Source organism: Nostoc sphaeroides, from assembly GCF_003443655.1.
Lineage (GTDB): Bacteria > Cyanobacteriota > Cyanobacteriia > Cyanobacteriales > Nostocaceae > Nostoc > Nostoc sphaeroides.
In genome coordinates this window covers 2349841-2375143 of the sequence record NZ_CP031941.1, presented here as the reverse complement: position 1 = coordinate 2375143, position 25303 = coordinate 2349841, and the positions used below count along the sequence as shown (strand labels likewise).

The 25303-nt window shown below is 42.5% G+C and carries 17 protein-coding genes, 1 tRNA gene and 3 pseudogenes; 10 read left to right on the top strand and 11 right to left on the bottom strand.

The genetic code is table 11. The annotated features are described in order from the left end of the window. Nucleotides 1-177 precede the first annotated feature (177 nt). A complete protein-coding gene (locus tag D1367_RS10660; RefSeq protein ID WP_118166439.1) occupies nt 178-1410 on the bottom strand; it encodes a cysteine desulfurase-like protein in 1233 nt (410 codons plus the stop codon). 716 nt (nt 1411-2126) lie between these two features. Between D1367_RS10660 and D1367_RS10655 the strand changes: the two genes are divergently transcribed. Then, nucleotides 2127-2348 (top strand): DUF4327 family protein, encoded by a 222-nt coding sequence (locus D1367_RS10655; protein ID WP_118166438.1) that lies wholly within the window; start codon nt 2127-2129, stop codon nt 2346-2348. Nucleotides 2349-2747: 399 nt separating this feature from the next. Further along, nucleotides 2748-2981: pseudogene (locus D1367_RS10650) on the top strand (zinc ribbon domain-containing protein); the annotation flags it as partial. A 70-nt stretch (nt 2982-3051) separates the two neighbouring features. On the opposite strand, the gene D1367_RS10645 reads toward D1367_RS10650, so the two are convergent. Further along, a complete protein-coding gene (locus D1367_RS10645) occupies nt 3052-3303 on the bottom strand; it encodes a hypothetical protein (RefSeq protein ID WP_118166437.1) in 252 nt (83 codons plus the stop codon). Nucleotides 3304-3976: 673 nt separating this feature from the next. Here D1367_RS10645 and D1367_RS10640 point away from each other — a divergent pair. Then, nucleotides 3977-4354 (top strand): annotated as a pseudogene (locus D1367_RS10640) (sucrose synthase); the annotation flags it as partial. 305 nt (nt 4355-4659) lie between these two features. Here the strand turns inward: D1367_RS10640 and D1367_RS10630 are convergent. Next, a complete protein-coding gene (locus tag D1367_RS10630; protein ID WP_147337353.1) occupies nt 4660-4971 on the bottom strand; it encodes a hypothetical protein in 312 nt (103 codons plus the stop codon). Nucleotides 4972-5001: 30 nt separating this feature from the next. On the opposite strand from D1367_RS10630, the pseudogene D1367_RS10625 reads away from it, so the two are divergent. Together D1367_RS10625 and D1367_RS10615 are read left to right on the top strand one after the other, a co-directional pair. Next, a pseudogene (locus D1367_RS10625) lies at nt 5002-7197 on the top strand (glycoside hydrolase family 65 protein); the annotation flags it as partial. Nucleotides 7198-7550: 353 nt separating this feature from the next. Beyond that, nucleotides 7551-7847, top strand: coding sequence for a sensor histidine kinase (locus D1367_RS10615; RefSeq protein WP_420819796.1), 297 nt, complete (start codon nt 7551-7553; stop codon nt 7845-7847). A 119-nt stretch (nt 7848-7966) separates the two neighbouring features. Here D1367_RS10615 and D1367_RS10610 read toward each other — a convergent pair whose 3' ends face one another. Then, on the bottom strand, nt 7967-8884 hold the full coding sequence (locus tag D1367_RS10610) for a metallophosphoesterase family protein (protein ID WP_118166433.1): 918 nt from the start codon (nt 8882-8884) through the stop codon (nt 7967-7969). A gap of 136 nt (nt 8885-9020) precedes the next feature. Here D1367_RS10610 and D1367_RS10605 point away from each other — a divergent pair, with 136 nt between their 5' ends. Then, nucleotides 9021-9887 carry a hypothetical protein gene (locus D1367_RS10605; RefSeq protein WP_118166432.1) on the top strand — a complete coding sequence of 289 codons (867 nt, stop codon included), beginning with the start codon at nt 9021-9023 and terminating at the stop codon, nt 9885-9887. A gap of 120 nt (nt 9888-10007) precedes the next feature. After that, nucleotides 10008-10838 carry an ATP-grasp domain-containing protein gene (locus tag D1367_RS10600; RefSeq protein ID WP_118166431.1) on the top strand — a complete coding sequence of 277 codons (831 nt, stop codon included), beginning with the start codon at nt 10008-10010 and terminating at the stop codon, nt 10836-10838. A 587-nt stretch (nt 10839-11425) separates the two neighbouring features. Here the strand turns inward: D1367_RS10600 and D1367_RS10595 are convergent. Further along, entirely contained in the window at nt 11426-13456 is a 2031-nt protein-coding gene (locus tag D1367_RS10595) for a GAF domain-containing sensor histidine kinase (protein ID WP_118166430.1), read from the bottom strand. Nucleotides 13457-13550: 94 nt separating this feature from the next. Here D1367_RS10595 and cobN point away from each other — a divergent pair, with 94 nt between their 5' ends. Together cobN and D1367_RS10585 are read left to right on the top strand one after the other, a co-directional pair. Beyond that, nucleotides 13551-17630 (top strand): cobaltochelatase subunit CobN, encoded by a 4080-nt coding sequence (gene cobN / locus D1367_RS10590; protein WP_118166429.1) that lies wholly within the window; start codon nt 13551-13553, stop codon nt 17628-17630. A 9-nt stretch (nt 17631-17639) separates the two neighbouring features. Then, nucleotides 17640-18779: a peptidoglycan-binding domain-containing protein gene (locus D1367_RS10585; RefSeq protein ID WP_118166428.1), complete on the top strand. Its 1140-nt coding sequence runs from the start codon at nt 17640-17642 to the stop codon at nt 18777-18779. 131 nt (nt 18780-18910) lie between these two features. Here D1367_RS10585 and D1367_RS10580 read toward each other — a convergent pair whose 3' ends face one another. From D1367_RS10580 to lipA, 5 genes are all read right to left on the bottom strand, one after another. After that, nucleotides 18911-19366 carry a Fur family transcriptional regulator gene (locus D1367_RS10580; RefSeq protein WP_012407750.1) on the bottom strand — a complete coding sequence of 152 codons (456 nt, stop codon included), beginning with the start codon at nt 19364-19366 and terminating at the stop codon, nt 18911-18913. A 577-nt stretch (nt 19367-19943) separates the two neighbouring features. Then, nucleotides 19944-21194 carry an RNA polymerase sigma factor SigC gene (gene sigC / locus D1367_RS10575; RefSeq protein ID WP_118166427.1) on the bottom strand — a complete coding sequence of 417 codons (1251 nt, stop codon included), beginning with the start codon at nt 21192-21194 and terminating at the stop codon, nt 19944-19946. A 505-nt stretch (nt 21195-21699) separates the two neighbouring features. Then, nucleotides 21700-21957, bottom strand: coding sequence for a hypothetical protein (locus D1367_RS30085; protein WP_147337352.1), 258 nt, complete (start codon nt 21955-21957; stop codon nt 21700-21702). 301 nt (nt 21958-22258) lie between these two features. Then, nucleotides 22259-23194 (bottom strand): NAD(P)H-dependent glycerol-3-phosphate dehydrogenase, encoded by a 936-nt coding sequence (locus D1367_RS10570; RefSeq protein WP_118171304.1) that lies wholly within the window; start codon nt 23192-23194, stop codon nt 22259-22261. Nucleotides 23195-23198: 4 nt separating this feature from the next. Next, the gene (lipA, locus tag D1367_RS10565; protein WP_118166426.1) at nt 23199-24089 is read right to left on the bottom strand and encodes a lipoyl synthase; all 891 of its coding nucleotides are present in this window, start codon (nt 24087-24089) and stop codon (nt 23199-23201) included. A gap of 315 nt (nt 24090-24404) precedes the next feature. Between lipA and D1367_RS10560 the strand changes: the two genes are divergently transcribed. Beyond that, nucleotides 24405-24478 (top strand) — tRNA-Pro (locus D1367_RS10560). 30 nt (nt 24479-24508) lie between these two features. Here D1367_RS10560 and D1367_RS10555 read toward each other — a convergent pair. Beyond that, complete coding sequence (locus tag D1367_RS10555) at nt 24509-25291, bottom strand: ABC transporter permease (RefSeq protein ID WP_118166425.1); 783 nt, start codon at nt 25289-25291, stop codon at nt 24509-24511. Nucleotides 25292-25303: the final 12 nt, after the last annotated feature.

Below are 25303 nucleotides of genomic sequence, written 5' to 3'. Positions count from 1 at the left end.
CGAAATTTCGCGTCTCTACCAAGGTTTTTGGGTTTAACTGAACGGTATTGGCTTAACGGTCATCAGTCAACCGTCAACAGTCATCAGGTAAATGTACAATATTATTTGCATAACAGCTTAGACAATGGAGACAAGGAGAATAACCTATTACAAATGACAAATGACAAATGCCCAATTTTAAAATACCTGTTCAAAAGCCTCAATCAAACTGTTAACTTCCTCAAGAGTATTGTAATGCACCATACTCACCCGGACTATTCCACCTTGCGAGGCTAAACCCAGGTATTCAATCAGCCGTTTAGCATAAAAGTCTCCGTAGCGAATCGCAATATAATGTTGGTCAATTTTTGCCGGAATGGTTGAGCTATTCATTCCATCTACGACAAAAGATATAGTTGGTACACGAAATTTACGGTCAGCTTTTGATTGACCAATTACTCGCACATTAGACTTGCTGTTAAGGTAATTTAAGAGGCGATCGCTAATATGTTCTTCATGTATGCTAATTAAATCAAACGCTTGCACCATTTGATTTCTCAAATCAGGTGCAGTTTGTTCGCCGTAGTGTAATTGTGCTAATTCACTTAGATAATCACATAAACCCAACATGCCATAACTTAATTCAAAATTGACATTCCCTAACTGAAATTTATAAGGTATATCTGTTTGGTCAATAAAATAATGGTTAAGACCAGGTAATCTTAATAAATGTTCTTCTTTGCCATAAAGTAAAGCATGATGTGGCCCGTAAACTTTATAACAACTCAAAGTATAGAAATCAACATCCAAATCTTGGACATCAACTAACCTGTGGGGTGCATAAGCTACACCATCCACACAAATCATCGCGTTGCGATCGTGTACAAATGCAGCAATTTCTTTGATAGGATTGATGGTTCCCAGAACATTAGAAGCATGAGTCAAAGCTACTAGTTTTGTACGCTGACTCATCAAAGGTTCTAAATCTGCTAAATGAAGTTCCAGGGTGTCTGGGCGAATTTGCCACACTTTAACCTTCATTCCTTGTTTTTCGAGAGCCACCCAAGCACCAATATTGGCCTCATGGTCACAATTAGTCACAATAATTTCATCACCAGGCGTAAAGGTTTGACCAAGACAAATAGAAAGAACTTTTAACATCATCGTAGTAGATGGGCCCATAACCACTTCTTTATAAGAATTGGCATTAATGAAAGTAGCCATTCCTCTAGTTGCTAAAGCCAATCGTTCTCCTGCAAGTTGAGAAACTGCATAAGAAGCTCCCAACTGGACATCAGAACTCAGGAGGAATTCGCTAATTCTATCTACTACTTTTTTCAGGGTTTGTGAGCCGCCAGCATTATCAAAAAATGTCCATTCACCAGCTAGAGCGGGAAAATATTGCCGAACTTTATCAAGATTCAAAAGCATAGTATAAGTTTTTTGGAGAATGTTCTTTACCCTAGCCTACATTTTGGCAAGTCGCCCAGAGAGCATCTACATCCCAATACTGCTCGGGTTTTGGTGCATAGTCATTGAAGATCGGGAGCATCTGTGCGAAAGCAAATATACCTTGCGATTAGAAATCGCGGCTACACAAACTTTCGTCCCGCGGACTCCAGGAATTTGAAACCCACGGAGGTGGGTTTTGTCTGTATAGCCGCGAATTCCATTCGCCAGGGCTAGGGCGTGTTTTTACACTCATTGAGATGCTCCCTTGAAGATCCCCTTTAGTCCCCCGATAAATTGGGGGAAAATAAGCCCTCCAATTTATTTGGGGGGGGTTGGGGGGATCGACTCAAAACCTACGCAGTATTTATCTACTGTCTTGATGTTTACAGCTTGTTATTCCAGCCTTCTTACTCTGCAAGAATCTCTCCAGAGGGGGTATGCTTGGTGACTCAGAGACGATATTACTGACATATAGCAGTTACCGTATGGGTAAAGTACAAAAAAAATAATTAACCACAGATACTAGTAGGGACACGCCCTGATTGAATTGAGAATCACTATATCTAACTTACTGCAAGGGTTAATGTCTTGATTCTTTACAATTCTCGCCAATTTTATTTGATAAGTTTAAGGGAGAGTCAAAGCAACTATTGTTTTGATTTTTAATTCCTTGATTGAAAATAAAGGAACGAGCTATGAATACTACGGTTAAATACGACATTGAGGTTATCAAGGAAGATGCACTTCAACTTGTAAAAAAGAGACTTGTTAACCGTCAGCAGTCAATTTATACCCTCTGTAAATATATTCCTCATCCTGACTGGGTTAATTTTGAACTTGAGTTAGAAAAAAACGAATTTTTGCTCAGAGATAGAATCATCGACCTCCTGAATCACGAATTGTGGGAAGATGATTGAGGCTGCATTTGGAAGCTGAACCTTCTTAGCAGCATCCTAATAAAATTAAAAATTCATTTTTCAGCATTAAAAACCCTCTAATTAAGTTGAGGGTTATAAACAATAGATTATTACTGGTTATTTATAAAGTAATACGCTTGGGTTAGCGCCACAAACCTTAAACTGCGTAGGTTGGGACAAAGGCTGGAAATCAATACTGCTCGGTTAACAATATTCGTAGGTTGGGTTGAGCTAAAGCTCAACAAACCCCACTTTTAGGTTGGGTTTCGTTCCTCAACCCAACCTACACATTTTTATTTTTTAACCTTAACCGAGCAGTATTGGGCTGGAAATACACTTTATTGGCGAGTAACGAAGGCGGAAGGCGGAGCCTTTTAGTAGCAGGGCAAACGCATCAGTTCTGTCTGTGGCGAGAAAGTGAAAAAATCTCTGTCTACAAGAACTCATGTTTGCCCACATTGCAACTATGTAGCGGATAGGGACATAAACGCTAGCATCAATATTTTGAAATTAGGGGTGAGTATGGTAGGGCATACCGGAATTTACGCTACAGGAGATTTGCCCTCTTGGGCGGTTGGCGCAAGCCTGTCGTCTAACGGCGAGTCTATGAATGTAGAATCCCCATTGCTTTAGCACGGGGAGTGTCAAGACGATTCCTTGGTGGAAGAAAAAATTATACTAAACCAATTTCAGTCACTTAGGATTAGACAGACAATTCTTCTAGCCCTATCCATTCGGTGATAGATTGCCATTTGCTTGCGTAAACGGTAGTATTTATACGTCTTTCTTGTTGAGGTTTTCTAAGTATTTTTCCCTTGACAGCCTCGGTGAATGAACTGGATTGGTTCAGATTATAAACAGGCATTTCTTGCCAGCAGTGGCGACAAAACCAGTAACTTTCTGCACCGCGTACATGTTCTAAAAGTAGACTTGAACAGCAAGGACAGTAATTCATATTTTTCTCAAATCCTGTTAATAAAAGTGTTATTGCAAATCAGGGTAGCCAGTTGACAAGCCCGTAAGTATTTAAAACAATGTGTCTGTATTTTTACTATAGTATTTAAATTTGAGGAACTTGTGAGTAAATTGAAAACACTTAATAATCTCGTATTATTTATACATATTTCTTAAGTAATGACATCAATGGGACTTAAAAGCAGACTTACTTGTAGCGTGCCACCCACTAAGTAAATTTATTAAGTATTATTACTGAAAAAGATGTACTTAGGCTTATAGCTGCTGGAATAGACTTATCTACGGTGACGATCGCACAAGTAATGACGCAGGCAGTAGTTACCCTTAGACAATCAGATTCTCAGGATATTTTCATTGCCTTATCGCTATTGCGTCAGCATCAGACTCATTATTTGCCCTAAGTCTGTACTGAACTTACGTTTACCCGACGAAATAGGCTTGCTGGCTAATGAACATTGGTATATTAATTATGAATTTTTAACTCATGATTTCCTCATTCTATAGATATAGATTTGAAGCTATCGCAGCATTTCATCCCAGAGCTAGAAGCGAGGAATTTTCATAGTCATATACCATTAAAACGGAAATGTACCTCACAGAATTAGAGAAAAATATGAGGTCGTAACCTAACTAAATTTCTGGGATTCGTCATCATGTATGAACTAGTTCAAGCTGTCTTCAACGGTGATGAAAAAACTGCTCTACATCAGTTAATTTATACGTTGAATGCTTCAGGTAAGCGTTACTTCCTAAGAAATGAAATTTTGCAAGCTTTTGCCGATTACTGTCATGAATCCCAAAAGCCAGCCTATTTTTACCACTCTTCTTCTGTGGGCAAACTGATCCAGTCCACTCACGAAATAATTTTTGAAGAGGAAAGTACCTGGTTCGTGGTTCGTCCCAGGATTGCTAGCCAGGAAGTTTGGAAACTGACAGCCGATTTTAATAGTTTTGAGCAGATGACGCCTCAAGCGCTGCTAGATGTGAGAGATCGCCTAGTCAATCGCTACCAACCCCACATCCTGAACATTGGCACGAAGTCTCAGAATGGATGAGTCAGCGAATTCATAATAGATACAACTGGCATTTACATAGTAATCAATTACTACAGCTTGCTAAAACGTTTAGTTTTTGGAATTTTGTTGCTCCAGAAAATAACGAAGCCAGAGATCGCTGCTATATGGAAACCTTATTTCATCTCATTTATAAACCTAGAGCCGAAAAGATGTTGGAAAAGCATAAGGGGGGATGAGGGAGTGGGGAGTGGGGAATGGGGAATGGGGAGTGGGGAGTGGGGGAGCAGGGGAAGCAGGGGAAGCAGGGGAAGCAGGGGGAGTTAGAAGTTAAAGCATTGGCTTAAAGACTCATTCATCCACCTCAGAGACTCATTCATCCACCTCAGAGACTCATTCATCCACCTCAGAGACTCATTCATCCACCTCAGAGACTCATTCATCCACCTCAGAGACTCATTCATCCACCTTAGAGACTCATTCATCCACCTCAGAGACTCATTCATCCACCTCAGAGACTCATTCATCCACCTCAGAGACTCATTCATCCACCTCAGAGACTCATTCATCCACCCCAGAGACTCATTCATCCACCCCAGAGACTCATTCATCCACCAAATTTCCCAATTCCCCATTCCCCATTCCCTACTCCCCACTCCCCACTTATGCAAACAAAAGGTCATTCTCGCAATTTTATCTACACAGACTGGATCTTAATCGAAACCCAGTTTGACCCCGATCAATTGCACTCTAAAGAAACCGTCTTTACAATCGGCAATGGATATCTAGGAACAAAAGGCAGTTTTGAGGAAGGTTATCCTCATGCATTGCCAGCTACTTTGATCAACGGTGTCTACGACGATGTGCCGGTGGTGTACACTGAACTGGCAAATTGCCCTGACTGGTTACCTTTGATAGTGATTGTAAATGGCGATCGCTTCCGTCTCGATCAAGGTGAGATATTGCGCTACGAACGAAGGCTTGATTTACGCTACGGGCTTCTTAGCCGTTACATGCGTTGGCGCTCTCCCAGTGGAAACACTATAGATATTACCTTTGAACGCTTTGCTAGTTTTGCAGATCAGCATGTGTTGGTGCAACGCTGCCATTTAACTCCAGTAGATTTTGACGGGTTAATCGAAGTTCAGGGAAGTATCAACGGCTATCCTGAAAATCAGGGTTTTAATCACTGGGAAGGACTAGATCAAGGCAAGACTGACCAAGGAATCTGGTTGCAACGCCGCACCCGCCAATCCCGAATTGAACTCGGTATGGGCGCAACAATGAAAATATCAGGCGCTGAAGCATCTTTGCAAGTCAGTACCGCACCTGGTTATCCAACCTTGAGCATGACCTACCAGGCTAAATCACAACAGACCGTAACGGTAGAAAAGCTTGTGATAATTTTTACCTCGCGGGAGACTGAGACACCAGTTTCCGCAGCTACAGAAAAACTCGCGCAACTGCCAGACTACGCAGCACTATTAAAAGCCAATCAGCAGGCATGGGATGAGGTGTGGCAGCAAAGTGACATCCTCATTGAGGGGGATAGCACAGCTGCTTTTGCTGTTCGCTACAACTTATTCCAACTGCTGATTGCTGGGTCACGCCATGATGATAGGGTGAGCATTCCGGCTAAAACACTTTCGGGGTTTGGCTATCGCGGTCATATCTTTTGGGATACAGAAATTTTTATGCTGCCCTTTTTTCTGTTTACCCAACCTGCGATCGCCCGAAACTTACTCAGTTACCGTTGGCACACCTTACCAGGAGCTAGACGCAAGGCAATCCATTACGGATATAAAGGGGCAATGTTTGCCTGGGAAAGTGCTGATACCGGAGATGAAGTAACACCACGTTGGGGACTCAATAGTGATTTTTATGGTGAAGACGTGCGGATTTGGTGCCGCGATCGCGAAATTCATATTAATGCAGATATTCCCTACGCCGCCTGGAATTACTGGCAAACCACTGGTGATGATCAGTGGATGCAACAGCGCGGCGCAGAGATTATTTTGGATGCCGCCATCTTCTGGGGTAGCCGGGTTGAATTCAATTCTGAGCTACAACGCTATGAAATTCGCGGAGTGATTGGAGCAGATGAATACCATGAACTTGTCCACAACAACGCCTTTACAAATCGGATGGCGCAATGGCATTTAGAGAAAGCGATCGCAGTTTATGATTGGTTGGCTCACAAGTTCCCCGAACGAGTTACTGAACTAGAAGAGAAACTAAAACTCACCCCACAAGAGCGATCGCACTGGCAAGATATCATCGCCAAAATCTTGTTTCTCCATGACCCATTAACAGAACTAATCGAGCAGTTCGAGGGATTTTTCCAATTAGAAGATATCAACTTAGCAGATTACCAAGGGCGCGATCGCTCCATGCAAGCCATCTTGGGTATTGAGAAAACCAATAAATATCAAGTAATCAAACAGCCAGATATTTTGATGCTCCTTTATTTAATGCGGGAATCAGCAGATTTTCCCTACAACGAAAAAGCATTACAGACCAACTGGAACTACTACGCACCCCGCACAGACATTACTTATGGTTCGTCCCTTGGCCCAGCAGTTCACGCCATTTTAGCTTCCGATTTGGGCAAATCATCCGAAGCTTACCAAGTGTTTATGCAAGCGTTAATGGTGGATCTTGAAGATAACCAAGGTAACACCAGCGATGGAATTCACGGTGCTACTGCTGGTGGCGTTTGGCAAGCTGTAATTTTTGGATTCGGCGGCATTCAACTAACCGAAAATGGCCCCGTAGCCAACTCCCATCTCCCTGATGGCTGGACGCGCCTAAAATTTAAACTGCACTGGCGCGGAAAATGGCACGACTTCGACCTACGCAAAGAACAAGTCACTCAAGATATCAATACAGTTCAGTTAAGCCCAAAAACCTTGGTAAAGACGCGAAATTTCGCGTCTCTACAGGTCTAAAATTAGTACCAAAAATCCTTAACTGAACCGTATTGACTCAAGATATAACTCGTCAACTAGAATATCTCCAACTTTCCCTCTCCCAAAATCCCCCAAATTTCCCCTCAGAAGCTTCTAAACACCAAACTTTCCCCCCTGTTCCCTCATCCCCCCCCACTTTGTACAGACGCGATTAATCGCGTCTCTCCTCACTCCCCCAACATCCAAGGATTCATCTTCGACCTAGATGGAGTGCTAACAGATACAGCAGAACTCCATTATCAAGCTTGGCAAAAGCTAGCAGATCAAGAAGGTATACCGTGCATTGCGATCGCTTTGCTCATATTGACATTATCGATTCTGGCAGTGGAATTCCACCTGAAATTCAAACGCGCATTTTTGAACCCTTCTTCACCACTAAATCAGTGGGACGTGGTTCAGGACTTGGTTTGGAAACCGTTCGCCGGATTGTAGAAAATCGCCATCACGGTATGCTCTCATTTGAGTCGCACTCAGGTAGAACTTGTTTCACCATCTGCTTGCCTTTGACCAAAGAGGATTCGCGTTACAGTCTTGCAAAGTAAAGACTAATGGGAGATGAGATGAATTGCCACCAGGTAAAAACTAACGCGACAGCTATGAAATGTTTGGTTTATTTTGGTTATCAACGTAATGTTTTAGTTGCTCAACTGTAGTCATATAACTAAGCTGATTTTAATTGAATAATACCTTTATCAAAAATGCGATTATCAGTAGCGATCGCACTTACTTCTATTCTATCTTTATACACCTCATAAGAGGCAAAACTTAAATCACTCGTAGAATACTTTGTCCACTCAGAGCGCCCTACAGGACGATTACCAGCACCTGCCCCACAAATTAAATAAGTTGTACCATTAATAGCACGAGTGCGTTCATAACTGTGTTCGTGACCATTGATGTAAAGTTGAACGCCGTGTTTTTTAAATAGAGGAGTGAAAGTTTTAATAAAATCTGGATTACTCCCATACTGACCCGATGAATAAATTGGATGATGGCCAAATACAACTTTCCAAGGAGCATTACTAAGACTTAATTCTTTTTCTAACCAAGTTAGCTGGTTTTTCCAATCAGCATTACTGTTAGTATCTAAAGCGAAAAATTGTACTTGATTACGTTTAAATGTATAATAACGTCCCTTCATATTAAAGCCAGCATACTTGACTTGTGGATCGCCATTTTCAGTCCGAATATCGTGATTACCTAAACAAGCCTGAAATTTCACACCAAGTTTTAGTAGATATTGATAAGGACGCTCAAAAACTGCACTGATTTTCTCAATTTCGCCGTTGTTGTAAATGTTGTCTCCAGCTAAAACAACTAAATCATAAGGATTTCGCTTGTGATATGCGTTCATCGCTCCAGCCACAGCATACTGTCCTTTAGCCCCAGTCCCTGTATCAGCCACAGACACAAAACGTAATAACAAGTCTTTTTTGGCTGGGGTGGCGGCTATAGCTGTTGTCGAATCGGTGATATCAGCAGTTTGATGATTTTTATCAGCTAACATCCAGGCTAAAAATCCCGTACCAATGGCGCTGAAGCTACTTAAAAATAAAAATTGACGGCGTTTGAGGTTCATAACTCACCAAATTTAATAAATAGTCAGTTTAGCTGAAGCAATGTGCAATTGAAGTGATACATTAAGGCAAAAGAAGGCAGCACCAGTAATAATGTACGTTGTTTGTCTTTGATTCGCTGCTTTTGGTGAAAGTTCCATGTCACAAGACAATCAGTCAAAACCGACGGATAAGCAAGTAACTCAACCTCCGCAAAAACCTTACCAGAGAGTTCAGCCATTTTGGAAGGCTAAAATTATCCAACTTCTGCAAGGGACGATTGGGGTTTTAGAAGTAACGGTGGAGAAACTAGAGACAGCACCGCCACCTGGTACTGAGGAAAAACCCAGCTTTTTCCAGCAGTTTCAGTTGTGGTGGGGTGGACTGTTAAGGACAATCCGCTTGTTTTTACCATCAAATTTGTCAACAAAGTTATCAGATACAGCTTTGACTGGAATTGTTACTGCAATTGCTGTAATTATTGTTTGGACAACTGCGAGTGTCTTTACTGGTAAACCTACTGAAATCGCAACAGTTCCACCCGTTGAAGAAGTTCCTACACCGACACCAACGATAACTACTCCACCTGAGTCAGTCGCACCCGAACCACAGCCACCAGAGGAAATTACGCCGCCGCCAGAAGTAGAAATTCCGCCACCACCAACGCTGGAACCCGAACCAATTCCCACGCCAACCCCGACACCAGTCATAGAATTAACGCCAGAACAAGCCTTGATTGCGGCTATTGAAAATCAGGTAGCCGAAATTAGCGATCGCATTGCCTCTGGTCTGATAAAGTCAATTCAAGCCAACTTCCGTAGCAGCAATCTTACGGTCAAAATTAGTAACGATTGGTACACTCTCAAAGAATCTCAGCAGGACAAACTAGCTGGGGAGATATTACAACGCTCTCAAGAATTGGATTTTACTCATTTAGAAATTGTTGACTCCCAAAATAGATTGATAGCGCGTAACCCAGTTGTTGGTACTGAGATAGTAATTTTTAAACGGCAACCAGCAAGTTAAAATAATTCGTAATGACGCTCCTACGGACGCTCGTTCCTCTCTACGAGACGCTGCGCGAACGCTACCGCTTCCCTAACGTAATTCGTAATTCGTAATTTGGACATTTAAATTTAAGTATTTATGTTAGATAATGTTTCGCTACTGCTCCAAGCTTGTGAAAACTTAAACATCAGCTATGAAATTTTTAACCCGGCTGAAAACTTAATAAAAATTCAACTCAATAATAAACAGCATTATTTTTGTAACTATAGCACTCCGTTAATTAATCAAGCAGTAGCAAAAATTATAAAAGACAAAGAGTACACTTACCATATTTTAAAGCAAAAGGTTAAAATTCCTCGGACAGTAGGTTTTCTCTCGCCTTTTTGTGACATCCAATATAAGATGTATTTAAAATTTCCAACTATTCAAGATATCGTATTAGAGATTAAAGAAAAATTTGAAACACCTGTTATTGTCAAAAGGAATTCTGGCTCTGGTGGACATAACGTTTTTTTATGCCAAAATCAAGATGAAATTGAAACTGCTTTAAAAGAGATTTTCAATATTAATCACAAGTATGATTACGTTGCGATCGCTCAAGAATATATTCACATTAAATCTGAATATAGAGCGGTTTTCTTAAATAAAGAGTTAGTTTTGCTCTATGAAAAAGATATAAGTAATGCAGAGTTTGCGGGTAACCTCAGCCCTCTGCACTGGAATGGTGCAAAAGCAAACTATATCAACGATCCACAAATATTGTCAGATATTGCTAATTTTGCTAAACCAATTTTTGAAGAATTAGACCTTGATTATGGTGGTTTAGATATTGTATTAGATCGAGATAACCAATATTGGTTAATTGAAATCAACTCTCACCCAAATTATACGATTTTCACTAGAGACAATGGAGAAGAGCCTGTGTTGAAAGTTTTTGAAAAAATGCTTATTAGCCTGGCCTCAAAATAAAAAATTTAGTAGTTTGGTTAGCTGATATCATCTGCGACCAAATACCATAATTCACATTATGGTAAATTTGTGCAGTGCGTAAATCATAGTTTAGATAAAAAGTACTTAAACATAAAAAGTTTAAGTACTCCTGCTATTCTCAACAATCAAATAACAGCTTATTTGCTGTAACCAATTCAAAAAACCCCCTTAAGATAGATTATTTATTCATACTTAAGTTAGTTGCAAAAATTTTACTTATATTGTAAAAGGGCTTCAAACTCGTTGTATCCTAAAAAATAGGCGAACGCAGGCATAGTCTGTTGATGAATCGAGGCGAGTTAAGTAACGAACAGTGGGCTAAAATCTAAAATCGCATGACCACTTTTTGAATTCAAAATTCAAAACTTGTACTGAGCGTAGCCGAAGTATTCAAAATTCAAAATAAATTGTTATAAATTTTGAATTGATACCTAAAGGGATACAAGCCCCTAATTTCAATTATGAAAAAAAATAAAACACGTAGTATCAATATTCAAGCCCTCGCATTTATGCGTGGGGTATTAATAATGAAATTGATAATTTTGAATTTTGAATTGTTTTGACTCCTAACTCACTATTCTCATTGCCTGAGTTGGTATCCATACAGTAAAAACTGAGCCAATACTTACAGTTGATTCCACTTCAATTCGACCCCGATGGAGTTCCACGAGTTGTTTAGTTAAAGCCAGTCCAAGTCCAGTACCTTCGTAGCGGCGGCGATAGGGTGTATCGAGTTGCTGAAATTTCTCAAACAATAATGGTAATTGTTCATCGGGAATACCAATCCCAGTATCTTCCACTTGAAAAATAGCATTATCATCTTCCACCCAAAGACGCAAGGTAACGCTACCATTTTCAGGGGTGAATTTAATCGCATTAGTTAACAGATTCCAGAGAATTTGTTCTACTCGTTCTCTATCGGCGGTAAAGCGATCGCGCCTGGGATCGATTTGCAAATCAAGTATAAGATTAATTTGTTCACTGATTGCTTTTTTTCGCAGTGACTCAACAGCATTTTGGGCAACATTCACCAAAGAAAATTCCGAAATATTTAAAGCTGTCTTACCAGCCTCGATTTGCGATAAATCGAGGATATCATTAATCATTTCTAATAAATGTTCTCCACTGTCGTGGATTGTTTGCAGATAACCCCGTTGTCGTTGACTTAATTCACCCAAAGGCCAACGTAACAATGTAGATGACATCCCAATAACATAAGTTAAAGGCGTGAGCAATTCGTGACTGATAGTAGCAAGAAATTCACTTCTGAGACGGTTAGCAGCTTCGGCGGCGAGGAGAGCATCACGTAATCCTATTGTGCGCTCAATAACTCGTTGTTCGAGAGTTTGTTTTTCTTGGGTGAGGGTTTGCATCAACTCAGCTTGGTGAATAGCGATCGCTAATTGTTCTGCGATCGCCATCAGCAAGTTTTTTTCGCTCTCAGTCCACTGGTGTGGGCGATCGCACTGATGAGCAATCAGCAATCCCCACAATTTCTCCTCAAATATAATTGGTGTTGCTAACTTAGCCCTAACTTGGCATTCCCTCAAAAAATTCAACAAACACTCTTCTAGAGCATAAGTTTTTTTCACATCATCCACAGCTAAGGTAAAGCCTTGGCGATACTTTTCCCAACATTTAGAGGTTCGGATAAAGCAATTTCTTTCCGTGTAATTCAACACCGATGTAATAGCATCTGTAGCGCGAGCTTCATAGACAATATAACCTCCATAGTTTTGGCAGTCTTCTAGTAATGGTTGATTATTGACTGACACAGAAGGCGAGTGTTTATCGTTGTCATGTATAGAAAAATAGATTTCGGAAGGTTCCAGTTCTATACCTGTAGCCAGTGCCGTTTTATTGAGAGGAATAGTGTCAGACTGGTATGGTTGAGCCTTGACTTTGGAACCTGCAAATTTATAGATTACTAATCTATCTAATTCCAGAAACTCACGCACTTGTGTAATTGCTGTTGCCATAATCACCGGCAAATCCAGGCTTTTGCGGATCTGCGTTGTTACCTGATTTAACAACCGCTCTTGGGAAATCTGTTTTTTTAAAGCATCTTCCACTGGCTGACAGATATAAATTGTCGGCGTAGTTGAGCTTGGAGGTGCTATTATTTCTTGGTTTGGCTGAGTTAGGAGGTATTCTAATAACAACAGCGAGAATTGACTTTGGAGCGTGGCATCATTGGGTCGAATAATTTGGCGATAGCCTTCGAGATTTTGGTAAGTGGCGGAATCACACTCAAACAAGTCTCTCAATTTGTAGACAAATGTTGCGATCGCCTCTAAATTAAATGTCAACTGAGCATTAAGCGCCGAGTCCTGAGTCGTTACTTGTTCTCCCTCATCCCCCTCATCTCCCTGCGCTAAGTTTCCTACCAACAGCGCACTAAACTGCTCAGAAACCACCAACGTAAACCTTTGCCTTTGCCATTCCACAGGTATGCAAATCCGCATCAACACAGCTTCTGTCAGTATCAGAGCGGCACTTCCCACCCTTTGAGCCATCTGTTCCAACAATTCCCCAAGCTGATTAAATACAACAATAGGCAAGGTTCGAGAAAAGCTCAAATCAGGAGAACTAAGCATTTTTAATCATTACTGGTAAGAGGGGGCTGAATGCAGGGAAAAAGTTTGTTTTGATTGTGCAATAACCAATAGTTTAAGACGGTAATACAGCATTATGCATCGTACAAGTAGCATATCGGGTGGATGGAATCAGTCAGAGAGTTTAATTTTTATAGAACAAACTCCAGCGCCTTTCGTGTTAATTACGGCTGCTGATACCGACATTCAAACTTTGGCAGTTGCGGTGACAAAATTACCTACAACCTTTCCGGCATTAAGAGTCGCCAACCTGTTGCAGTTACAGCAACAATTAACCATAGACACTTATGGAGAGCAAGTTTTGGAACTTGCCCAAGTTATTATTTTGCGCCTGTTAGGAGGACGCTCCTACTGGAGTTATGGTTTAGAAGTAGTGCAAGAAATTGTACAACGTAATGGTAGAACCCTCATTGTAATGCCAGGGGACGACGCTTTTGATCCCGACTTAATTTCTCAGTCTACCGTGCCTGTGAGTATTGTTAATCAGGTATGGCAGTATTTCAGCGAAGGCGGCGTAGAAAATTTCGTTAATGCTCTCCAATTTATCTCTGATACTTGTCTGTTAACTGCATATAATCCGCCATTACCCCGGCCGATTCCGCGAGTGGGATTGTATGAATGGCAAGTGGGGAGTGGGGAGTGGGGAATAGGGGAGCAGGGGAGCAGGGGAGCAGGGGAGCAGGGGAGCAGGAGAGAGTTAGAACCTCGTTCATCCACCTCAGAATCTCAAATTTCCCAATCCCCAATCCCCAATCCCCAATCCCCAATCCCCAAAATTGGCATCCTTTTCTACCGCGCCCATTATTTAGCGGGAAACACTAAAGTAATTGATGCTTTATGCGAAGCTTTGGTACAGAAAAATTTACAACCAGTGCCAGTATTTGTTTCGTCATTGCGTGAACCTGATGTGCAACTTGAGTTGAGTGAATTTTTTCAACCCAAAGAAGGCGAATCAATAGCTGTGCTGCTGAATACCACCAGTTTTTCTCTAGCACGCTTGGAAAGCGAAACACCCCAAACTGAACTATGGGAAAAATTAGATGTGCCTGTGTTGCAGGTAATCCTCAGTGGCGGATCAATTGAGCAGTGGGAGTCACAATTTCAAGGGCTTTCTCCCCGCGATATTGGGATGAATGTGGCGCTACCAGAAGTAGATGGGCGGATTATTACTCGTGCTGTGTCTTTTAAAGCCGTACAAACTCGTAATCCCTATCTAGAGACAGATGTGGTAATTTATGAACCAGTGAGCGATCGCATCGAGTTCGTTGCTAAACTAGCAGCAAATTGGGCGCGTCTCCGTTCCAAACCACCCCAAGAACGGCGAATAGCCCTAATTCTGGCAAACTACCCCAACCGCAATGGCCGCCTTGCCAATGGTGTAGGACTCGACACCCCAGCTAGTTGTGTAGAAATCCTGCAAGCTTTACATCAGGCTGGGTATGAAGTAGAAAAACCACCTGCTCAAGGAGACGAGTTGATTCAACGGCTGACATCTGGCGTAACCAACGATCCAGAAGGTAGAGAATCGCTTCCTGTATACCAAAGTGTTTCTTGGGAAGAATATCAAGAATATTTCGCTTCATTACCGCCAGCAGTGCAGCAGGGTATTAGCGAAAGGTGGGGAATAGGGCATGGGGCATGGGGCATGGGGCATGGTAAGAACAAAGATGAGAGTTATAACCAATCCCCAATGCCCAATTCCCAATCCCCAATCCCCGTTCCCGGAATCCAACTCGGCAACATCTTCGTGGGAATTCAGCCAGCAAGAGGTTATGATAATGACCCCAGTTTGAATTATCATGCGCCGGATTTAGAACCAACCCATGATTATTTAGCTTTCTACTATTGGGTTAGAGAAACTTTTGGCGCTGATGCTGTAGTTCATGTAGGGAAACACGGAAATTTAGAATGGCTACCGGGTAAAAGTGTGGCTTTATCGAGTAATTGTTATCCAGAAGTTGCTTTCGGCGCACTTCCCCACCTGTACCCTTTTATTGTCAATGATCCTGGTGAAGGTTCCCAAGCCAAACGTCGCGCTCAAGCGGTGATTATAGATCATTTAACGCCGCCAATGACTCGTGCAGAACTCTACGGTTCTTTGCAACAGTTAGAAAATTTAATTGATGAGTATTATGAAGCCGACAGTTTAGATCCTTCGCGTTTGCCAGTAATTCGCGATCGCATCCACGAACTGGTGATCAAAGAAAATCTCCATCTAGATTTAGGAATCCAAAACGAAACAGAAATTTTTAAGTCTGAATCTTTAATTTTGAATTCCATCGGTGGCTATCTTTGTGAATTAAAAGAAGCCCAAATCCGCGACGGGTTACATATTTTTGGGCAATGTCCCCAAGGAAGGCCGCTACGAGATTTAATAGTAGCGATCGCTCGCATCCCCAATCGCCATTCTCCAGGTATTACCCGTGCGATCGCTCAAGATTGGGGTCTAGATTTCGATCCCCTCACAGCCGATTTGTCAATGCCTAGCGGTGAATACTCAATAGTCAATGGCACAGAATGCCGTACCCTTGGTGATATCGTCGAAGTCCTAGAAGAACACGCCGCCCTCCTAGTAGAACAACTAATAAATCAAAATTCTTCTTGTAGAGAGGCGATTCATCGCGTCTTAGCTGGCGAGGAAGACGCCATTCATCGCGTCTCCACCTGGATACGCGATCGCCTCCTTCCCGCCCTACAAAAAACCCACCAAGAAATCACCCATTTATTACACGGACTCGATGGCGGTTACGTCCCCAGCGCTCCATCTGGCGCACCCACCCGCGGCCGCCCGGAAGTTCTACCCACAGGGAGAAACTTTTATTCTGTCGATATTCGCGCCATTCCCACAGAGACAGCTTGGGATATCGGCAGAAAAGCTGCTGAAACCCTCGTAGAATATTACACTCAAGAACATGGTGAATATCCCAAAACACTAGGCTTATCATTGTGGGGAACAGCCACCATGAGAACAGGCGGTGATGATATAGCCGAAGCCTTAGCTTTACTCGGAGTCCAACCAGTCTGGGATGGTGCAGCGCGGCGAGTAGTGGATTTTGAAATTTTGCCCTTGGCGATTTTGGGGCGTCCCCGTGTAGATGTCACCTTGCGAATTTCTGGATTCTTCCGCGATGCTTTTCCTAACTTAATTGATTTATTCGCTCAAGCAGTATCAGCAGTAGCAGATTTAGATGAACCACCAGAACAAAATCCTCTCGCCGATGCAGTTTGCCAAGAAACTGATTTGTGGACAAGCCAAGGATTAAGTTTAGAAGAAGCCGTAGTGCGATCGCGCTATCGCATCTTTGGTTCTCGCCCAGGTGCTTACGGCGCCGGACTCCAAGGTTTAATCGAATCCCAAAACTGGACAGACGACGAAGATTTAGCCCGCGCCTACATCAACTGGAGTTCTTACGCCTACTCATCGGGAAACAGCGCAGAGGAGCAGGGGAGCAGAGGAGCAGAAATTATTCCTAATCCCCAATCCCCCCTCCCCACTCCTAACTCCTCACTCCTAACTCCTAACTCCTCACTCCTAACTCCTAACTCCTCACTCCTAACTCCTAACTCCCCCCTCCCCTCCCCCGAAGCCTTCAAACAACGTTTATCCCAAATGCAAGTTGTCCTGCACAATCAAGATAATCGTGAACACGATCTCCTAGATTCCGATGATTATTACCAATTTCAGGGCGGCTTAACTGCGGCGGTGCGTTCTCTACAGGGGAAAAATCCCGAAACTTATTTTGGTGATAATTCTATACCCGCTAAACCACGAGTCCGCCAACTGAAAGAAGAAATTGCGCGGGTGTATCGCTCTCGCGTAGTTAATCCCAAGTGGATCGCCGGAGTCATGCGCCACGGATACAAAGGAGCCTTTGAAATGGCGGCGACGGTAGATTTTTTATTTGCCTACGATGCTACAGCTAAATGTGTTGAAGATTACATGTATCAAGGCATAGTAGATGCTTATTTACTCGATCCAGTTGTTGTAGAATTTATTCAGCAAAAGAACCCTTACGCACTGCGTGATATTGCTGAAAAATTATTAGAGGCACACAAGCGCAATTTGTGGGAGGATGTAAATATAGGAACATTAGAAGCTTTGAGGAACCTAGTACATCAAGCTGAAGCAGTGATCGAAGAAAAATCAATGGTGTAGGAAACAAATATGGAAAATCTTGCGTATTTGCACCTAGCTTTCGCCTACGAAGACAGCACACCCAGTGAATTGGTCTCCCTCAGTTCTTTGTTTAACAAAGCAGCTGCACCAGACTGGAAACGGCTTTCTGGTAGGGCTTGGAAGTATATGTTGCCCCTTGCTCTGTCCTTATCTATTCTTGGCGCTGTTACTAGCGTCATGGCACTGGAAAAAGGCGATCAAGGCCCTTCTGTCAGAAATCTACAACAAAAGTTGAAAACAGCAGGTTTTTACCAATCTTCTGTTACCCAAGTATATGACGCATCCACACAAGAAGCTGTGCGGCGCTTCCAAAAGGCCGCTGGTTTGCCAGTAGATGGCATTGTTGGCGCAAACACCCTGCAAAAATTAGAAAGTTGGCAAGCGAAAAAGCCTACAACTACGGCTACACAAGCTAAAACTACTGCTGTAAGAAGCGCACAAGCTAAAAAGCCCAGCAGTACTACTTCAGCTAGTTCAGCAACAAGAGTGCGCCGTAATTCCAACTACCTTGCTAAAGGGGCTGAAGGTGAAGATGTCAGAGCTTTGCAAGAACGCTTAAGAGTTGCAGGTTTTTATTACGGGAACGCCACAGGAATATTTGGCCCAATTACCGAAGAAGCTGTGAAGCGGTTCCAAGATTCTTACAAATTAAGCGTTGACGGTGTTGTAGGCCCAGCAACATTAGCTAAATTGCCGGGAGTTGGCATTGGTAGTGGAGAAGAGGCTCCCACAAAGGTAGTGAATCGCAATAAACTTCGTGTAGGCGATCGCGGTGAGTCTGTTAGAGTACTTCAAGAACAATTGATCCGGGCAGGATATTTAGAGGGAGAGCCAAATGGCTACTATGGCCCCTATACTGCCGATGCTGTCAGGAGATTCCAGGCAGCTAATTACTTGAGTGCAAGCGGTGTTGCTGGCCCAACTACGCGAGCTAAGTTATATAGCTCAGTTAATACTACTAGCAAAAGCGAATTTAATACCCTAGAAATCCAAACGCGACTACAGGAGCGGGGTTTTTATAAAGGTAAGCTGAACGGTGTGATGGCACCTGACACCAAAAAAGCAATCAAACAAGCCCAAGAATTCTACGGCATCAGTCTCAAGGATCTTAAGAGCGGACGCTTTTAACATCCGCTTTGGCGTTGTTAGTATCAGTCCCCAACTGGTTGCTTACCTCCAGTAACAGCAAATTACGAACTGCTCAAAATTCCATTTATTTGGTTAATTTGAGTAGTTTTGTTTTGTTATCCATCCAAGTGCTAAAGCGGCATTAGTGCCCGTTGGCACTTGGGACACACTGCATGAATAGTCATTTGACAGTCCAGCAGGTGAAAACCTTCTTTTTGAGCGGTTTTCGACCCAATTTTTAAAATTGAGTCATTTTTAAACTCAATAGTTGAGTTGCATCTAACACAAATTAAGTGATGGTGGTGATGGGGATAAGGCTGGTTGATTTCATAATGCTTATGTCCCTCGCCCAGTTCTAGTTCCCGTAAAATTCCCATTCTTGCCATCAACTTCAAAGTCCGATAAATAGTTGACAGACTGATCCCTTCACCATCAGTTTCTAGCCGATGATAAAGATCCTCCGCACTCAGATGTTCACCTTGCGGAAGTTCTTGAAAAATGTGTAAAATTGTTTCGCGCTGGGGAGTTAATCGCCAGCCTCGTTCGTTCAGTTCTGCCTTGAGTGAAGTAGTTGTGTAGACAGTCATACTAATATTTCTCAACAAAGCTCGTTAGTTGAGAATATAACAAATCTTGGGAGCAATTTGCAACAATCATTGCCTATTGAGAATTCTTACTAAATATTTAAGAACAATTCATCAAATCTTGATCAAAATTAAAGTAATTAGCTGTAGTGCATTTAATTTGCATACAGCTAATAGTTAGGATACTTGTAACGATTGCATCCATTGACTTTGAATTTTGCATAAGTGAATTTTGAATTGCTCAGTTGATCCCCACTTCAAGATATTTGAGCAAAGGTCTAGGGAAACTCTTGTACAATTAAATGCAAATAATTTGCTACAAGCCTCTAAAAGGCTTTTGACCAGCAATTTTAGATTTTGGATTTTAGATTTTGGATTAAAATAATTTTTGGTTCATACCCCATCCCTTGTGTACAGAACCAATCTTAAATCCTTGAGCTAAGTCCCCTTGTGGGCAAAGTCAATGCAAAATTGCAAATCTAAAATCCAAAATTGTTTAAATAGGGGATCAAATCAGCCATTTGTCTGTAGTCATTTGTCAAGTATAGTTTTCAAATGACAAATGACTAATGACAAATGACTAACTTAGAGATTCCAAATAATCACGGATGAGGTTGCGACGCTTGGGTTGACGTAGCTTTTGCAAAGCCTTGGATTCTATTTGTCTGACTCGTTCCCGTGATAAATCGAGAGCGCGGCCAATTTCTGCTAAAGAGTAAGGATGACCATCTGCCAAACCAAACCGCATCAAAATTACATCACGTTCTCGGCTAGTCAAATCTGACAGAAGATGATGCAAGTCTCTTTGTAAAGATTCTCGCATTAACATCTCTTCTGGGGTTACACAGTCAGTTTCGAGTAATTCGCCTAACTCAGTGTCTTTATCTTTACCTACTTTGGTTTCCAAAGAAACGGAGCGAGGAACCCGCAACAAAACTTCTCGGACTTGGGTCGGTGTCATCTCTAACTCAGTTGCTAAATCTTCTAGAGTTGGAGTGCGGCCTTTTTCTTGAGCAATTTTGCGTTGAGCCTTTTTGATTTTGTTTAACTTTTCGGTAATATGGACAGGAAGGCGGATGGTGCGACTAGAAGTAGCGATCGCCCGTGTAATACCCTGACGAATCCACCAGTAAGCATAAGTACTGAAGCGATAACCCTTAGTTGGGTCAAATTTTTCTACAGCCCGCTCCAAACCTAGTGTGCCTTCTTGGACTAAATCCAACAATTCCAAACCGCGATTTTGATACTTCTTAGCAACAGACACAACTAGGCGAAGATTAGCCTTAATCATGTGTTCTTTTGCTTGGAGTCCTTGGGACTGAACTTGCTCCAACTCTTCTACAGTCAACTTGGCAATTTCAGCCCAGCGACGCTTGCCATTTGCCAAAGTTGGCCTAAGATCGGATAAAACTATATCAGCAGTAGCAGCCCATCTTTCCAAAGATGGGCGATGTCCTAGTTCGGAAGTAAGACGTTCTTGAACTTCAACTAACCTTAGATAGGGCGTAATTACTTCATCCCCTTCCTTGGCGGCCTTAGCAAGTAATATCCGCATCCGCAAGTAACGTTGGACTTTTTGAGCTTCTGAAACCTCTTCATCTCGCCCTAACAAGCGAACCCGACCAATTTCTTGAAGATATAGACGTACTAGGTCTGTACTCCGACGGTTAGTGTTAGCAGCAAAGTTAGCATTGTCAGCAGAAGCAATCTCTAGCTCCTGTAGATCATCTACCGATAACTCACTGTCATCAACCGTGAGATCCGAGTCCAAAGCCTGGCGGGACTTTTTGGTGTTGTAGGGGGCGTCTGCATAAAAAGATGTTGCTGGCATAAAGATCGTCTCAATGGCTCCAGGTAACAATAGATTTCGGTCAGCTTAGATTACGGTCAGCTATTCAACTGTTGCTATTGTTCCCGTGATTTACGATGAACTAACATGGTTGAACGTTCCATTACAGTTTTTTTTTGAAATTAACTGTAAGGGTTTGATTGGATACAGCATTACTGAACTTAATCGGCTGCTAAACTTTTGATTAAACCAATAGCTATTCAAATCGGCAGCTAGGTTTTCAATATTTCAACTACTTAGTTAACATTTCAACCTTGATGGTTTTTAATAGTAACTTTTATAACACGGTATAAACATCCTTCAGTGAATGTCATCTTTATAATTGGCATAGTCACATTTACATGGCTACAAAAGTAATATCCTGACGATTTAGCAATTTTTTCTCAGGATTATTCAGGTATAAGTAGAACTAATGGATATTGGGGAAGTGATTAGTATTAGCGGCAAAAATTCTCTCGACACTGAGATAGAAAACGCGGGGGAGTTATTAAATACTCTCTCCTGTCCCCGCGTCCTTTTGCATATTAGTTAGGGAGACGCGATAAATCGCCGTTAGGGAGACGCGATAAATCGCCGTTAGGGAGACGCGATAAATCGCCGTTAGGGAGACGCGATAAATCGCCGTTAGGGAGACGCGATAAATCGCCGTTAGGGAGACGCGATAAATCGCCGTTAGGGAGACGCGATAAATCGCCGTTAGGGAGACGCGATAAATCGCCGTCTCTACAAAGAATCTATCCGTCAATTATTTCTTGACAGACTATTACTGTCCATCAGGCTAACGAAAGCCTGGTATGTAGTAAGCACTCAGTGGTTAATATAAGGACTAAAGTCCTTACTACAAACTTAGTTACCCAGCATAGTTGACTTCTAACTAGTGGTCTGTCCCATTAGTTGTAAAGACGCGAAATTTCGCGTCTCTACAGGGTTTTGGTAACAAACTAATCAATCAGAACTTATGAGACAGACTACTAGTACAGCACGGCGTAAATAAACCACCCATCCCAAATGACCGAAACTCTTACGCTGTATTCATTTTAACTGTACTAGTAGTTGTACTCTGGCTTGATATCTCGCAGCATCAGTTCATCAAGTGCTTGTCGGGGTGTGATTTCGCCTTGAAGTAAACGATAAACTTGCTCAGTAATTGGAACAGGAATATTTTGTTGCTTGGCTCGTTGCATCAGAACCTGACAAGTGTTCACTCCTTCAGCAGTTCCTTGTAAATTTGCGAGAGTTTCTGTAAGTGACTTACCGCCAGCTAGCTGGTAGCCGACTTGGTAATTGCGACTTAAGGGACTATTGCAGGTTGCTAACAAATCTCCTAGACCTGATAAACCATAAAATGTTTCCGTCTTCGCACCCCAGTTGTTACCGATGCGAACCATTTCTGTAAGCCCACGGGTGACTAAAGCAGCTTTGGCATTGGTTCCTAGTTGTAAACCATCGCACACACCGGCTGCGATCGCAATCACATTTTTCAGTGTTCCCCCCAATTCCACGCCCAAGGGATCGGGATTGGTATATACCCGAAAACGCCCAGAAGAAAATACTAACTGCACTATTTCCGCAGCCGTGGGGATATTACTGGCTACCACCGTGGCTGCTGGTAATTCCATTTGAATTTCTTTTGATAAATTAGGCCCAGACAAAACAACCACTGCATGGTTAGGGAATACTGTTTGCCAAATTTGCGACGGTGTGCAAGTGGTTTGGGGGTCTAAGCCTTTCGTCGCTGTGACAAAAATTGTCTCTGGAGATAGGGTGAAAGACTGGACTTGCGAAGCAACATCTCTCACACCAATCATCGAGATAGCGGACAAAACTATTTGGGCATCTTTTAAAACTGCTTGGATAGTTTGGGAACCTTGACGCGACCAGACGCGCACCTGATGACCATTTGCTGTGGCCAGATTTGCCAGAGATGCACCCCAAGCACCTGCACCAAGAATTGCAACAGAAAGTTTTGAGTTGGAGTACATCTGCTCACTCATAACTCCTAACTTTTGAGCGGGGATAACGTTCCATTAATTCCCTGACTTGTTCAGCATGATATGAACTTCTTGTCAATGGTGAAGAAACAACTTGTAAAAATCCGATTTCTTCGCCGAATGCCTTCCAAGCAGCAAATTGTTCTGGGTTGATAAATTCATTTACTTGCAAGTGTTTTTGACTGGGTTGGAGGTATTGCCCAATGGTCAAAATGTCGCAATCCACAGTTCGCAAGTCTTGCATGACTTGGCGAATTTCAGCATCAGTTTCACCGAGTCCAACCATGATACCGGATTTAGTGTATGTGTTAGGACAAACTTGGCGAGAGCGGTGCAATAATTCTAATGTGCGATCGTAGTTTCCTTGGGGACGCACCCGACGATACAGGCGGGGAACAGTTTCTGTATTGTGGTTTAATACCTCTGGCGCAGCTTGTAGAATCAACTCTAGAGCATTCCAATTACCGCACAAGTCAGGAATTAGTACCTCAATTGTGGTGTTGGGTGAAACAGTGCGAACCGCATTAATACAGGCTATAAACTGAGACGCACCACCATCGGCCAGATCATCTCGGTTTACAGAAGTGATCACAACATGGTTAAGTTTCATGCGGCGAACGGCTTCTGCTAGTCGTGCAGGTTCTGTGGGGTCTAGTGGTTTGGGTTTTTTCTCAAAATCAATATCGCAGTAGGGACAAGCGCGTGTACAAGCCGGGCCCATAATCAAAAACGTGGCAGTACCAGCATTGAAGCATTCACCAATATTTGGACAGGACGCTTCCTCACAAACTGTATTGAGGGCTAAATCCCGCAAAATATCTTTAACGTTACCAATGCGCTCACGCCCAGGTGCTTTTACCCGCAACCAGTCTGGTTTTACAGTCACAATCCGCTTTTACCACTAGAGTTATACAAATTTAATCGTAGCAAGCAAAGCCTTGGGTGAAGCGATCGTATATATATAGATGTGGGGAGCATCCCAATGCAAGCCAAAAGCTACAGGACTGACACAAAAACCCTGTACAAACCTCTTTCCTTGGCGCTCTTGGCGTCCTTGGCGGTTCGTTATTTCATTATTGTTCTAAGCCAAAATCCCGTATAAAAATAAACTTGCACATTTGGGATGCTCCCTAGATGTGGATCTAATTCTGCTATTTGGCACGCGTTGTGATATTCTTAATTTACAATGCCATTTTTATGGCGGGATGTGGCGCAGCTTGGTAGCGCACTTCGTTCGGGACGAAGGGGCCGCTGGTTCGAATCCAGTCATCCCGATTTTTAGTTGAAAGGCGTTGCTGTAGCTCTCTAACTCGAAGCACTGGTATAAAACCGCAACGCAAATCGCCAAAACCAAGTTGAGGCGAAAAACAACGTTACTGCTAATATTGCCGCACCTATCAACCAGCTAATTTCACTCCGACCCAGTAGCGCTTCGGCTGGTACAGTAGTTAAAAAACCGACTGGCATCACAAAGGTGAAGAAAAAGCGGTAAGCAGTAGGATATGCTGCGATGGGATATCGGCCAGCTTCCAACAAACCACGCAGCACTTCGGTAGCGTTGTATATTTTTACGAACCAGATACTTGTCGCTCCCAGCATAAACCACAGGCTGTACAGAATCACAAAGCTGAACAATAACGGCAGCACACCAACTAGATAGTCGTCTATCCCTACACCGAGGTGTTTACCTGCATAGCCAATCACAATACTACCAAAAATTATATCCGGCAGTCCCCAAGGTGACAGGGTATGGGTGGAAAGCCAAAACTGACTGCGGATAGGTTTTAATAATATAAAGTCCAAAGTGCCTTCTTGGACATGGCGGACAATGCGATTCAAGTTCGACGCTAAAAAAGTAGCAGAAAATCCTTGTAGTAAGGTAAAAATTCCTAGAACTACTAAAGCTGCCTCCCATGACCAGCCACTAAAAGTATAACCAGTCCGGTAAAACAAGAATAGTCCAAAGAGGCTACCCACTAGATTTCCCAAGCTGCTGAGGGTAGCGATGAAAAAGTTAATCCGATATTCCAACTCTGCTGCGATCGCAGCGCTCCAAAATAGTCTTAGTACTTTCAAATATCTTTCCATCTTGCACCTCTA

Excerpts from the sequence above, each read along its gene's own strand:
- D1367_RS10600 (WP_118166431.1), top strand. The coding sequence starts at position 10,008 with ATGTTAGATAATGTTTCGCTACTGCTCCAAGCTTGTGAAAACTTAAAC.
- D1367_RS10630 (WP_147337353.1), bottom strand. The coding sequence starts at position 4,971 with ATGGGGAATTGGGAAATTTGGTGGATGAATGAGTCTCTGGGGTGGATG.
- sigC (WP_118166427.1), bottom strand. The coding sequence starts at position 21,194 with ATGCCAGCAACATCTTTTTATGCAGACGCCCCCTACAACACCAAAAAG.
- D1367_RS10595 (WP_118166430.1), bottom strand. The coding sequence starts at position 13,456 with ATGCTTAGTTCTCCTGATTTGAGCTTTTCTCGAACCTTGCCTATTGTT.
- D1367_RS10660 (WP_118166439.1), bottom strand. The coding sequence starts at position 1,410 with ATGCTTTTGAATCTTGATAAAGTTCGGCAATATTTTCCCGCTCTAGCT.
- D1367_RS10655 (WP_118166438.1), top strand. The coding sequence starts at position 2,127 with ATGAATACTACGGTTAAATACGACATTGAGGTTATCAAGGAAGATGCA.
- D1367_RS10605 (WP_118166432.1), top strand. The coding sequence starts at position 9,021 with ATGTCACAAGACAATCAGTCAAAACCGACGGATAAGCAAGTAACTCAA.
- D1367_RS10555 (WP_118166425.1), bottom strand. The coding sequence starts at position 25,291 with ATGGAAAGATATTTGAAAGTACTAAGACTATTTTGGAGCGCTGCGATC.
- cobN (WP_118166429.1), top strand. The coding sequence starts at position 13,551 with ATGCATCGTACAAGTAGCATATCGGGTGGATGGAATCAGTCAGAGAGT.
- D1367_RS10610 (WP_118166433.1), bottom strand. The coding sequence starts at position 8,884 with ATGAACCTCAAACGCCGTCAATTTTTATTTTTAAGTAGCTTCAGCGCC.
- D1367_RS10645 (WP_118166437.1), bottom strand. The coding sequence starts at position 3,303 with ATGAATTACTGTCCTTGCTGTTCAAGTCTACTTTTAGAACATGTACGC.
- D1367_RS10580 (WP_012407750.1), bottom strand. The coding sequence starts at position 19,366 with ATGACTGTCTACACAACTACTTCACTCAAGGCAGAACTGAACGAACGA.
- D1367_RS10570 (WP_118171304.1), bottom strand. The coding sequence starts at position 23,194 with ATGTACTCCAACTCAAAACTTTCTGTTGCAATTCTTGGTGCAGGTGCT.
- D1367_RS10585 (WP_118166428.1), top strand. The coding sequence starts at position 17,640 with ATGGAAAATCTTGCGTATTTGCACCTAGCTTTCGCCTACGAAGACAGC.